This window comes from Citrobacter portucalensis, from assembly GCF_002042885.1.
GTDB classification, from domain to species: Bacteria; Pseudomonadota; Gammaproteobacteria; order Enterobacterales; family Enterobacteriaceae; genus Citrobacter; species Citrobacter portucalensis.
In genome coordinates this window covers 225,185-237,099 of the sequence record NZ_MVFY01000005.1, presented here as the reverse complement: position 1 = coordinate 237,099, position 11,915 = coordinate 225,185, and the positions used below count along the sequence as shown (strand labels likewise).

Below are 11,915 nucleotides of genomic sequence, written 5' to 3'. Positions count from 1 at the left end.
GCTCATTGTCCTGCTATCTCGCGAAGCGCCGTAATGACCCGCTGAGTGTCAGCGTCGGTCATGTCGGGGAATAACGGCAGCGAACAGATGCGTGCGCTATTCCATTCTGTATTTGGGAGCGAAAGGGTAGTGAAGCGTTCGCGATAATATTTTTGCGTATGGGCTGCACGAAAATGCAGGCCGGTGCCGATATCTTTGGTCTTCAGCGTTTCCATCAGGGCATCTCTGCTCAACCCGCAGCGCGTTTCATCAACACGAATGATGAATAAGTGCCAGGCATGAACGTGCGACCACTGCGGTAGGCTCAGCGGCTGGAATGGCGTATCGGCCAGCGCTTTTTGATAGTGCTGGGCAATTTGCGCTCGGCGTGAGTTCAGTTGCTCCAGCTTATTGAGCTGTACCAGCGCAATAGCGGCGTTAATATCCGTCAGGTTGTATTTGTATCCAGGTGCAAGCACTTCGGCTTGTGGTGCCCGGCCGTAGGTTTGTCGATCAAAAGCATCAACGCCCAGACCGTGAAACTTCAGGCTGCGAAGCCGCTGAGCGAGCTGGCTGTCGTCGGTAACGATCAGTCCACCTTCCGCACAGGTGATATTTTTAATAGCGTGAAACGAGAAGATTGCCGTGCCGCGAGCACCGACATGACGGCCCTTATACAATGTCCCTACGGCATGGGCTGCGTCTTCTATTACCGGGATTCCATAACGCTCGCCAATGGCATAAATTGCGTCGAGGTCGGCGGGGGCGCCAGCATAATGTACTGGAACAATGGCTTTGGTTCGTGGGGTGATAGCGGCTTCAATTTGCTCAGGTGTCACCATAAGCGTATCGCGGTCGACGTCGATCATGACGGGCGATGCACCCAGCAGCACAATCATGTTGAGGGTCGAAACCCACGTCATCGACGGCGTTATGACCTCGTCGCCTGCACCAATGCCCAGCGCCATCAGCGTAATGTGCATTCCTGCAGTGGCGGAGCAAACGGCGATGGCATGCTTATTCCCCGTGAGCTGGCAAAAAGCCTCTTCCAACTGTTGATTTTTCGGGCCGGTGGTTATCCATCCAGAGTCCAGAACCGCCTTCACTGCGGCAAGTTCTTCAGCGCCCATGGCCGGGCGAGAGAAAGGCAAAAAGTCAGACATCATTATTCCTTCAAGCCATTTAACGCCACCGAAGTTTTATTTTTAGTGATAAACAGGGGCGTCGTTAATTATTTCATCAGGCTATAAAGGTTAATGACTGAAGGTTAATTTATCCTTAAGAGTTTAAGGTTTGGGAACGATAGCTAAATAGAGGTGTTTTTTTGTTTATCTTAATGAAATTAAGTGTTTTTTTAGGTTTTTGCGACATTGCTGTTTGCTATAAGTTGATGAGTGCAATGCCGCTATTAAGAGGGGAATATATATGTCGTTATTAAAATGATAACTTAAAGTAACCCCTTCAAGGTCAACGTCTTACGTGTGGCGATATTTAAATCGTAGGCACTGAGATCTTCCGGTTTAACCCAGGCGAATGCCTGGAACTCTTCGTTAATCTTCACTTCACGATTCGCCGCGACACAATCGAAGATAAGATAAATCATGTAAATCTCTTCCTGACTGCCATCAGCATAGGTTTTAGTGCGAATATCATCACTGAAGGTCCAGGGGGTAATCTCTGATAACACCAGTTGTTCGCCCAGCTCTTCCCTCACTTCACGGCGCAGAGCTTCTTCAATACGTTCACCCGGTTCAACACCGCCGCCAGAAAGCGCCCACTGACCGGGAAACACACCGCGGTCATCAGCCATTTTGCAGAGTAAATAACAGCCATCGTTTTGAATTAATGGGCAAACAATCGTTCTTTGGCGCATCAGTCGAGTCCTTGTTGGGGAGGTAGAGAAAATTCCGTCATGCACGCATCTTACCTTTTGCTGGCGGCAGAAAAAATGTTTCATCGGTGATCAAGAGCGCTTTGGCAGGGAAAACAGGATGTTTGTTGAAAATGACGTTCTGGGACGTCCGACTGTGTAATTGGCACAAGAATTTAACCTTAAATAAATCTTGTGAGTAGTATTTAGTTACAATATGTCATTGCATCGCTTTTTTAGCTCATTGATTCCTCGCCATCTGACAGTACAATTCATCGGTTTTGGGGCTATGTTTTGATTCTTGCTGGAAAGGATAGAAAATGAAAAAAAGTTTAATGTTGGGTTTTGCCGGAATGCTGTTTGTTTCCGCGTCGGCGAGCGCGATTAGCATCAGCGGCCAGGCTGGCGAAGACTACACCAACCTGGGATTCGGTATGGGCACTGAGAGTACTGGTCTGGCCGTCAGCGGTAACTGGATGCATAACGATGACGACGGTGATGTTGCCGGGCTGGGTTTAGGTTTGAATATCCCACTGGGGCCGCTGATGGCGACCGTTGGTGGTAAAGGTGTTTATACTAATCCAAACGATGGCGATGAAGGCTATGCTGCTGCTGTCGGTGGTGGTTTACAATGGCCAATTGGCGATAGCTTCCGTCTGTTTGGTGAGTATTATTACTCTCCTGATTCACTTTCCAGCGGTATCGACAGCTATGAAGAAGCGAATGCCGGTGCGCGTCTGACCATTATGCGTCCGCTGAGCATCGAAGCCGGTTATCGTTACCTGAACCTGGCAGGCAAAGACGGCAACCGTGATAACGCGATTGCTGATGGCCCGTACGTTGGGGTTAACGCCAGCTTCTAACATTTCTGGCGCGGCGTTCAGTCGCGCCTTCCCCCCTCCATGCGTTATAGTGTTTTCATCATAAAAGCAGGAGAACACGATGTTAAACGTGGAGATGCTATCCACAGGGGATGAAGTGTTGCACGGACAAATCGTCGACACCAATGCCGCCTGGCTGGCCGATTTTTTCTTTAATCAGGGTTTACCGCTAACACGCCGCAACACGGTAGGTGACAATCTTAACGATTTGGTCGCCGTTTTGCGTGAGCGTAGCGAGCACGCCGATGTACTGATCGTTAATGGCGGTCTGGGACCTACCAGCGATGATTTGAGCGCGCTGGCAGCGGCAACGGCAAAAGGCGAAGGGCTGATGCTGCATGAAGCATGGCTGGCCGAGATGGAGCGATATTTCCGCGATCGTGGCCGCGTGATGGCGCCGAGCAACCGCAAACAGGCTGAACTTCCGGCCAGCGCTGAGTTTATCAATAATCCGGTGGGTACCGCGTGTGGGTTCGCCCTGAAGCTTAACCGCTGCCTGATGTTCTTTACACCGGGTGTACCGTCAGAATTCAAAGTCATGGTGGAGCATGAGATCCTGCCTCGTTTGCGTGAGCGTTTCTCTTTGGCTCAGCCCCCGTTATGCCTGCGATTAACCACCTTTGGCCGTTCTGAAAGCGACCTGGCGCAGAGCCTGGATCCGCTCCCGTTGCCACCGGGAGTGACAATGGGCTACCGCTCCTCAATGCCGATTATTGAGCTGAAGCTGACCGGGCCGGATTCTCAACGGGAAGCGATGCTGGCGCTGTGGCCAGAAGTTAAGCGGGTTGCCGGGCAGAATATGATTTTTGAAGGTACGGAAGGCTTACCCGCGCAAATCGCCCGCACGTTGCAAGAACGGCAATTCAGCCTGACGCTGAGCGAACAATTCACCAGTGGTCTGGTGGCATTGCAGCTTTCTCGTGCGAATGCGCCACTGTTGGCGAGTGAAGTGGTTCCGCCTCAGGAAGAAACGCTGGCGCAAACGGCGCATTGGATAACCGAGCGACGCAGCAAGCATTATGCTGGATTGGCACTCGCGATATCGGCTTTCGAAAACGAACATATTAACTTTGCGCTGGCCACGGCTGATGGGACACACGCCTTGCGCGTACGGCTGAATGCAAATCGCTACAGCCTGGCGATTCGTCAGGAAGTGTGTGCGATGATGGCGCTAAATATGCTGCGCCGCTGGCTTAACAATCTGGAAATCGCTAGCGAACACGGCTGGATCGAAGTGGTTGAGTCGTTGACGATTTAATCACAGATTGGGAAGGCTAAATGCCTTCCCAATCTGGCTCATGCGGTGGTATCGCCAGGCAATAGCCCGGTAATTAACTGAACTAAATCACGATCAATACCTTGTTCCAGCATTATGTGAGCGATACGTAAGGCTTCTTCTTGCGTACCTTTTTGCACCCCTTGTTCTAACCCTTGCTGTATCCCTTCTTGCAGTCCATTTTGGTGGCCTTCCTGCCTGAGCCTCTCTGCAATTGTCATCAGCTTCTCCTTGTGATGGGGGGATCGTTCGGCAACTTCGCGGATAAACTCACTGACGCGAGAAACGTCGCCGTACCGTATCAGGTAATTAAATAGCGTTTGTAGCTGGCTGTCATTAGCAGTGCTTGTAACTAATAGCGAGACCAGTCGATCCACTAACCCCATTAAGTCACGATCGCGGATATGTTTTTGCATCAATTCAAGCAGCGCAACCCTGCGATGCTGCGCGATTTCATCGTCAGGTATTACGGTAATGTCGACCAGCGGAAAAGCCTCTGAATACAGTTGTCGCGCCAGTTGCGGATTATCAAATTCATCCAGCCAGTTGAGCGACCAGGGATAGGGACTTTGTTGACCGTGATAAAATAGCATGGGGATCACCAGCGGCAGCGTTTTATTCCCGGCATCAAGATGATGCTGCATCGCCGCGGTGGCATAACGCATCAGGCGAAATGCCATATGCGGTACCGCGGTACTCTGATGTTCAATAACACAATAAATATAGCCCTGACCTTCGCGGGTTTTTAGTGACCACACTACGTCGGAGTAGTATGCGCGGAGATCTTGTTCGATAAAACTGGTGGACTCCAGCTTCAGCGTTTGTAAATCACATATCTCACGTAATGCGATAGGAAGATGTATATCCAGAAAATCCCGAGCCATCTCAGGGTAAGACATTATCTTTTTAAAAACGGCATCATGCGGTGTAGATGTAGTGGATTTAGCCATGGTAGTCCGTCACCAGAAAGAGAAGATGGCGTGACGGTATCCACTTTTAATATGCGCTGCATGCGGGAAATGGGTTCTTTGCGTGGATGAATCAGAGATAAATACGTCCGACTGCAACGTATTCAATTAAGCAGAACGGGCTACGTAAAAATGCCCGGTAGCAAACGCCACCGGGCAACAGAGTTAACCCAACGCTTTGGCAAGCAGGGTGATAGGATGTTCGCAGCGTTTGCTTGTAGACATCTCAATCTGCCATTTACAGGTTTCGCAGTCGGTGACGACGATATCAGCGCCGCTTTCTTCAATTTGGCGGAATAACGGTGCGCCAATAGACTGTGAAGTCGGATAGTTTTCCTTTTTAAAGCCGTAAGTCCCGGCAATCCCGCAACACTGAGAATCCAGCACCGTCAGCTCCAGCCCTGGAATTTGTCGCAGTAGCTCCAGCGTATAGAGCGTCCAGCCCATTTTCTCCATGTGACATGGCGTGTGATAGACCACCTTCAGCGGCAGCGTCTTCAGCGGCAGCGTTTTACCTTCATCCAGCTTGCGCCATAGCCAGCGGGTTGCCAGTTCAATGTGTTCACGCAGGCCTGAGTTGTCGACATCCAGCACTTCCGGATATTCATCACGTAGCGCAAAGGTACAGGTTGATGAGGTGGCGATCACCGGAATGCCTTTGCCATCAATCGCCTCCCTGAGTGAGGCCACGTTGCTTACTGCCTGCTTACGCGCTTTATCGGTAAAACCGTTGGCAATCAGCGGCACGCCACAGCATTTCTCTTTACTCAGCAGTTGCACGCCAGTACCCATCGCATTCAACACCTTGATCAGGTCTTTGCCGAGCTGGGGATGGTTGTAATTCACAAAACAGCCGTGGAAAAAGGCGACCTGATCCTGGTACTGCGCCTGCTGTGCGGCAACGCTGCGATACCAGCGGCGGAAGGTGCCAAAGGAGTACTTCGGCAGCGTACGGCGATGATCGATTTTTAACGCGTAATCCAGCAGTTGACGCACCGGTTTTAATGAGGTGGCGGTATTCACTATAGGGGCGAAGGGGGTGGATACGCTGCCCATTAAATCGGTATGACTTAAGACAAAGTTACGCAACGATGGGCGCGTCGTGTCGTATTTGGCGCGCGCGCGCTGGATGATATCGCCGATTTTCACGTCTGACGGACAGGCCACTTCGCAGCGTTTACAGTTGATGCAGTATTTCAGCGCGTCGTCATATAGCGCGCCATCTTTCAGGCGCAGACGTTCACCGTCCGGGCCGGCCTGCTTAGGGCCCGGGTAGCTCGGATTGACGCGGCTTACCGGGCAGGCGGTGGTGCACACCGTACATTTGATACAACTTTCAAAACGTGTGTCGCTCATTGCTGTCCTCCTGCACGTTTCGCAATATGATGCGCGGCATGTAAGGCGCTAACTGCGCACACGCCGCCTCCGCAACCCTGGGCGATAGGGTCGAATCCGCCGAGGACGGAACCGATGGCATACATGTTCTCTATCGTTTTTCCCGCCAGTGATGGACGCAATGCGGAATCGGTTGTTACGCCAAACTGTTGCCACGGTTGTGGATCGAAAACATCACGCTTATACCACTCGGCGCGGGTCGCTGTTTGCTGTACATCCAGTCCCAGGATTGGTTCATGGATTGCCTCACGCGTGGCGACCAGCCCGCTACTGAAGAAGCTGCCGCTGGCGAGCACGGCGAAACGTGGCCGCAAGGGGATATCGGCATGATTTCGGGTCCAGATTTCGCTGACCACGCCATCCTGACAGGTGATTTTTTTCACTTCATCACCCGGCATCCACACACCGCCCTGGCGCACAAACTGGCGCTGTAATTTGTTGTGCAAACGCATGCCCAGTACCGAAGGTGGTAGGGTCGGTAATAGTGTCAGCGAGCAGGGGAGGCGCTCGTTAAGCCACTGCCAGAGCCGCTCATCGGCCAGACCAAAGCATGCCGGCATGATTATCATGTCGCAGGTTTTTGCCATTGGCAGCAATGCGTCATAGAGCAGCGACCATTTATCTTCGTTATCCAGCAGGCGCGCAATATTAACGGCACGAAACTCGGTTGGGTTATCACGCAGGACATCCAGCTCCGGTAGCTCGATTTCTGCCGTCTCGACGCTGAGATTGCGTTGGCGTAATGACGCCGCGGCGAGATGCGCCTGAAAATCCAGTAACCCGCTAATCCCTACAACGCAGATACGCTGCGCGGACAGCGGCCAGACCGGCACTTCCGGGGAACTTAACCAGGTTGAGCGCAGGGTGCCCAGCGGGGTAACACGTTGATGTGCCTGATGCACTTTGCCCTGCAAATGCGTTCCGCATTCTTCCAGTAAATTTTGCGCCTGTTGGGCCAGTTCCAGAACGTTCTGCGTTCCGATGGTGCTATACGGATGTGCGGGTGCCTGAGTGCGCAGCGCATTCAAACCCGCTTCTATATCCGTCACCGGCTGACCATCGGGTAAGCTGCTGAGCAAATCCAGTGAGCCGGAGGAAAAATGCAGGGCGCTTTGGCCGCGGGTAACAATCGTGCAGCGCAGTCCGCTTTTTTGCAGTTGCAGGCCACATAGCAGTCCGGCGAGGCCGCCGCCGATAATGACGGTATCAAATTTCATCCTGGTGCTCCTTTTCCAGACCACACAACCCTTGATAAACCCAGCGCGTGAATTCGCTTTCGCGCAGCGCATCTCCCCAGGCGATAGGCTGCACGCCTTTCCAGCGTTCGTTGAGGAAATCGGAAAGCTGGGTAATGGACTGCGCTGCGGTAGTGACATTAAAACGTTGCAGCAAACCTGCGGCGCGGCAGGCACACAATTCGCCCTGGCAGGTCCCCATTCCAACACGGGTACGGCGACGCAAATCGAGCAGGCTGTTGACGGTTAAATTCTCGACGGCGTATTGCACTTCGCCTGCGGTGACTGCTTCGCATTCGCAGACCAGGCTGCGGTGCTGACGGCCTTCGCTAAGCCACGCAGGGGTGCGATCGCCGTGACGGTAGACCGCCGAGCCGCGTAGTGGCGCGGGCAATGAGATCACGCGTTTAAGCGTATGCTCGGTAGATTCCTGTGAGCCAGGCAGCGCGGTGTCTGCCGTTGTGCAAGGCTGGGTATTGCCCAGCTTACGGCAAACGGCATCGGTGGCCCATTCCGCCATCAGGCGGTAGGTCATCAGTTTGCCGCCGGTAATGGTGATAAACCCTTCCAGTCCGTCACGTTCAGCGTGATCGAACAGTACAATCCCACGGCTGACGTTACGACCGCTTGGGTCGTCGTCGCTGGCCACCAGCGGGCGTACGCCGGAGTAGGCGCGTAAAATGCGCGTTTTCGCCATAATCGGCGCCAGCTTCTCGCCTTCACGCAGCAGAATATCGACCTCTTCTGCGGTGACGCGGTTGCTGTCGATATCGTCGTAATCAATGTGCTGTGAGGTGGTACCGATCAGTGAAATGGTATCGCCAGGCACCAGAATATCGGCGTCAGAGGGCTTACGACAGCGGTTAATGACATGCTGGTTAATGCGATGATCCATAATCAGCAACGATCCTTTGGCCGGGAACATACGGATGCTCAGATCGGCATATTCCGCAATGCGTTGACCCCAGATCCCAGCGGCGTTGACGACAACCGGTGCATTCAGGGACTGCATTTCGCCTGTCAGATGATTGCGCACGTTAACGCCGCAAACCGTTGCGCCTTCGCGGATCAGTCCCGTCACTTCATGCGCCGTTAAGATAACCGCGCCATGCTCACGCGCATCCAGCATGTTAGCTGCTGTTAAGCGGAAAGGATCGACCGTGCCGTCTGGTACTTTTACTGCACCAATCAGCTGTGGATTCACAGAAGGTTCGATAATACGTGCCTGCTGAGGGTCAATCGCTTCTGCGCGAATACCGGCCTCTTCACAGGCGCGAATAAAGGTAGCCTGGAAGGAGAGCTCATCCTCCGGCAGGGTAATAAACAGACCGTCCGTCGGCTCAACGCAATGACGGGCGATACGTTTCAGAATCTGGTTTTCGCTGATGCACTCACGGGCAGATTCAGCGTCGGTGACGGCGTAGCGCGCACCGCTGTGCAGCAGGCCATGGTTACGTCCGGTCGCGCCCGTGGCGATATCGTGGCGTTCCACTAAGATGACGCGCAACCCGCGCAGCGCACAGTCGCGTGCGATCCCTGCACCTGTTGCTCCTCCACCAATGATAATCACGTCACTTGTTTGCGAGTCGCGAGTTTTCATTGTTTTTCCTCACAGTTCGTTTTTTATCATTTAGCCACATAAAAAACATGGATTGTTTGATTTCGCGCATAATCGCTCATTATTCGAAAATGAAACGTGATTCCGTGCGCCTTTATGAACATTTGTCATAAATCTGTAACAATATGTGCTGCGTTTCACATTTTTGTTATGTATCTTTCCTTAACATCGCGGCCACACTGGAAGCGGTAGGGTAGTAATGACGAACTGCAGTGTTTACTTCGAATGAAAGACGGCCACGGAGGCTACACTATGTTGAGTATTTTTAAACCAGCGCCACATAAGGCGCGTTTGCCTGCTACGGAGATCGATCCGACATATCGTCGATTGCGTTGGCAGATTTTCCTGGGGATTTTCTTTGGTTATGCCGCGTACTATCTGGTACGTAAGAACTTCGCCCTGGCGATGCCATATCTGGTTGAGCAGGGTTTCTCTCGCGGCGATCTGGGTTTTGCGTTGTCCGGTATCTCCATCGCTTACGGATTTTCGAAATTCATCATGGGGTCCGTTTCGGATCGCTCGAATCCGCGCGTTTTCCTGCCAGCAGGTTTGATTCTGGCTGCCGCAGTGATGTTGTTTATGGGCTTTGTGCCGTGGGCGACATCGAGCATTGCGATAATGTTTGTGCTGCTGTTCCTCTGCGGATGGTTCCAGGGGATGGGGTGGCCGCCGTGTGGTCGTACCATGGTGCACTGGTGGTCGCAGAAAGAACGTGGCGGTATTGTTTCCGTCTGGAACTGTGCGCACAACGTGGGCGGCGGTCTGCCTCCTCTGCTGTTCCTGCTCGGTATGGCCTGGTTCAATGACTGGAAAGCGGCGCTGTATATGCCTGCTTTCGGTGCGATTGTGGTTGCGCTGTTCGCCTTTGCGATGATGCGTGATACGCCGCAGTCCTGCGGCCTGCCGCCTATCGAAGAGTATAAGAACGACTATCCGGACGATTACAACGAGAAAGCGGAAGAAGAGCTGACTGCGAAGCAGATCTTCATGCAGTATGTACTGCCAAACAAACTGTTGTGGTACATCGCTATCGCCAACGTGTTTGTTTATCTGCTGCGCTACGGCATCCTGGACTGGTCACCGACCTACCTGAAAGAAGTGAAGCATTTCGCACTCGATAAATCATCCTGGGCCTACTTCCTGTATGAGTATGCGGGTATTCCGGGCACGCTGCTGTGCGGCTGGATGTCGGATAAAGTCTTCCGTGGTAACCGTGGTGCGACCGGCGTGTTCTTTATGACGCTGGTAACTATTGCGACTATCGTTTACTGGATGAACCCGGCAGGCAACCCGAACGTGGATATGGCTTGTATGATCATCATCGGCTTCTTGATCTACGGCCCGGTAATGTTGATTGGTCTGCACGCGCTGGAACTGGCACCGAAAAAAGCGGCGGGAACGGCAGCTGGCTTTACCGGTCTGTTCGGTTATCTCGGCGGTTCTGTGGCTGCGAGCGCCATTGTTGGCTACACCGTTGACTTCTTCGGTTGGGACGGCGGCTTTATGGTGATGATTGGCGGTAGCGTGCTGGCGGTTATCCTGCTGGTGGTCGTCATGATTGGCGAAAAACGCCATCACGAAGAGATGCAACTGAAACGTAACGGGGGCTAATAGATGAAAACTACATTGAAAAGTCTCAGCGTGGCGCTGATGCTCACAGGTATGGTGGTCAGCAGCGCGGCGGTTGCCGCAGATAAAATCGTGATTGCGCATCGTGGCGCCAGCGGTTATCTGCCGGAGCATACGCTGCCAGCAAAGGCGATGGCCTATGCCCAGGGGGCGGATTATCTGGAGCAGGATTTGGTTATGACCAAGGATGACCATCTGGTCGTCCTGCATGACCACTATCTTGACCGCGTCACCGATGTTGCCGAGCGTTTTCCGGATCGTGCGCGTAAAGATGGGCGTTACTACGCCATCGACTTTACGCTGGATGAAATTAAATCGCTGAAATTTACCGAAGGCTTCGATATCGAAAATGGCAAAAAGGTCCAGACCTACCCAGGGCGCTTCCCGATGGGTAAATCTGATTTCCGCGTGCACACGTTCGAAGAAGAGATTGAGTTTGTTCAGGGATTAAATCATTCCACCGGTAAAAACATCGGTATTTACCCGGAAATGAAAGCGCCGTGGTTCCATCACCAGGAAGGGAAGGACATTGCGGCTAAAACGCTGGAAGTACTGAAAAAGTACGGGTATACCGACAAGAACGACAAGGTCTATCTACAGTGTTTTGATGTTGCAGAGTTGAAGCGCATTAAAAATGAACTGGAACCGAAGATGGGGATGGATCTCAATCTGGTACAGTTGATTGCGTACACTGACTGGAATGAAACCCAGGAGAAAAAGCCGGACGGTAGTTGGGTTAATTACAACTACGACTGGATGTTTAAACCGGGTGCCATGAAGCAGGTTGCGCAGTATGCGGACGGCATTGGGCCGGACTATCACATGCTGATTGATGAGAAGTCGAAGAAGGGCAATATCTCGTTAACTGGCATGGTGCAGGACGCACATCAGAATAAGATGGTTGTGCATCCTTATACCGTTCGCGCCGATCAACTGCCGGATTACACCACTGACGTAAACCAACTGTATGACATTCTTTATAACAAGGCGGGCGTGGACGGGCTGTTCACCGACTTCCCCGACAAAGCAGTGAAATTCTTGAATAAAGAGTGATGGCGTAAGGC

General features: G+C 52.5%; 10 protein-coding genes. 4 read left to right on the top strand and 6 right to left on the bottom strand.

Annotation, left to right across the window (positions count from 1 at the left end; genetic code table 11):
- Positions 1-2: 2 nt before the first annotated feature.
- Together arnB and nudI are read right to left on the bottom strand one after the other, a co-directional pair.
- Positions 3-1,142 (bottom strand): UDP-4-amino-4-deoxy-L-arabinose aminotransferase, encoded by a 1,140-nt coding sequence (gene arnB / locus BZK40_RS09820; protein ID WP_079934565.1) that lies wholly within the window; start codon positions 1,140-1,142, stop codon positions 3-5.
- A gap of 284 nt (positions 1,143-1,426) precedes the next feature.
- Positions 1,427-1,852 (bottom strand): nucleoside triphosphatase NudI, encoded by a 426-nt coding sequence (nudI, locus tag BZK40_RS09815; protein WP_048215870.1) that lies wholly within the window; start codon positions 1,850-1,852, stop codon positions 1,427-1,429.
- 317 nt (positions 1,853-2,169) lie between these two features.
- Between nudI and BZK40_RS09810 the strand changes: the two genes are divergently transcribed.
- Entirely contained in the window at positions 2,170-2,712 is a 543-nt protein-coding gene (locus BZK40_RS09810) for a YfaZ family outer membrane protein (RefSeq protein WP_048215871.1), read from the top strand.
- 79 nt (positions 2,713-2,791) lie between these two features.
- Entirely contained in the window at positions 2,792-3,988 is a 1,197-nt protein-coding gene (locus BZK40_RS09805) for a nicotinamide mononucleotide deamidase-related protein YfaY (RefSeq protein WP_079934564.1), read from the top strand.
- A 38-nt stretch (positions 3,989-4,026) separates the two neighbouring features.
- On the opposite strand, the gene BZK40_RS09800 is transcribed toward BZK40_RS09805, so the two are convergent.
- The 4 genes from BZK40_RS09800 to glpA form a co-directional block, all read right to left on the bottom strand.
- Positions 4,027-4,956, bottom strand: a complete 930-nt coding sequence (locus tag BZK40_RS09800; RefSeq protein WP_079934563.1) for an Rpn family recombination-promoting nuclease/putative transposase — start codon at positions 4,954-4,956, stop codon at positions 4,027-4,029.
- A gap of 183 nt (positions 4,957-5,139) precedes the next feature.
- The gene (gene glpC / locus BZK40_RS09795) at positions 5,140-6,330 is read right to left on the bottom strand and encodes an anaerobic glycerol-3-phosphate dehydrogenase subunit GlpC (RefSeq protein ID WP_003834686.1); all 1,191 of its coding nucleotides are present in this window, start codon (positions 6,328-6,330) and stop codon (positions 5,140-5,142) included.
- Positions 6,327-7,586 carry a glycerol-3-phosphate dehydrogenase subunit GlpB gene (gene glpB / locus BZK40_RS09790; RefSeq protein ID WP_071445255.1) on the bottom strand — a complete coding sequence of 420 codons (1,260 nt, stop codon included), beginning with the start codon at positions 7,584-7,586 and terminating at the stop codon, positions 6,327-6,329. The genes glpC and glpB overlap by 4 nt, the downstream gene beginning before the upstream one ends.
- Complete coding sequence (gene glpA / locus BZK40_RS09785; protein ID WP_079934562.1) at positions 7,576-9,204, bottom strand: anaerobic glycerol-3-phosphate dehydrogenase subunit A; 1,629 nt, start codon at positions 9,202-9,204, stop codon at positions 7,576-7,578. The genes glpB and glpA overlap by 11 nt, the downstream gene beginning before the upstream one ends.
- 270 nt (positions 9,205-9,474) lie before the next feature.
- On the opposite strand from glpA, the gene glpT reads away from it, so the two are divergent.
- Complete coding sequence (glpT, locus tag BZK40_RS09780) at positions 9,475-10,833, top strand: glycerol-3-phosphate transporter (protein WP_048215877.1); 1,359 nt, start codon at positions 9,475-9,477, stop codon at positions 10,831-10,833.
- A 3-nt stretch (positions 10,834-10,836) separates the two neighbouring features.
- Positions 10,837-11,904 (top strand): glycerophosphodiester phosphodiesterase, encoded by a 1,068-nt coding sequence (glpQ, locus tag BZK40_RS09775; RefSeq protein ID WP_032944051.1) that lies wholly within the window; start codon positions 10,837-10,839, stop codon positions 11,902-11,904.
- Positions 11,905-11,915 lie beyond the last annotated feature (11 nt).

Excerpts from the sequence above, each read along its gene's own strand:
- nudI (WP_048215870.1), bottom strand. The coding sequence starts at position 1,852 with ATGCGCCAAAGAACGATTGTTTGCCCATTAATTCAAAACGATGGCTGT.
- glpT (WP_048215877.1), top strand. The coding sequence starts at position 9,475 with ATGTTGAGTATTTTTAAACCAGCGCCACATAAGGCGCGTTTGCCTGCT.
- BZK40_RS09810 (WP_048215871.1), top strand. The coding sequence starts at position 2,170 with ATGAAAAAAAGTTTAATGTTGGGTTTTGCCGGAATGCTGTTTGTTTCC.
- glpC (WP_003834686.1), bottom strand. The coding sequence starts at position 6,330 with ATGAGCGACACACGTTTTGAAAGTTGTATCAAATGTACGGTGTGCACC.
- arnB (WP_079934565.1), bottom strand. The coding sequence starts at position 1,142 with ATGTCTGACTTTTTGCCTTTCTCTCGCCCGGCCATGGGCGCTGAAGAA.
- glpB (WP_071445255.1), bottom strand. The coding sequence starts at position 7,586 with ATGAAATTTGATACCGTCATTATCGGCGGCGGCCTCGCCGGACTGCTA.
- BZK40_RS09805 (WP_079934564.1), top strand. The coding sequence starts at position 2,792 with ATGTTAAACGTGGAGATGCTATCCACAGGGGATGAAGTGTTGCACGGA.
- glpA (WP_079934562.1), bottom strand. The coding sequence starts at position 9,204 with ATGAAAACTCGCGACTCGCAAACAAGTGACGTGATTATCATTGGTGGA.
- glpQ (WP_032944051.1), top strand. The coding sequence starts at position 10,837 with ATGAAAACTACATTGAAAAGTCTCAGCGTGGCGCTGATGCTCACAGGT.
- BZK40_RS09800 (WP_079934563.1), bottom strand. The coding sequence starts at position 4,956 with ATGGCTAAATCCACTACATCTACACCGCATGATGCCGTTTTTAAAAAG.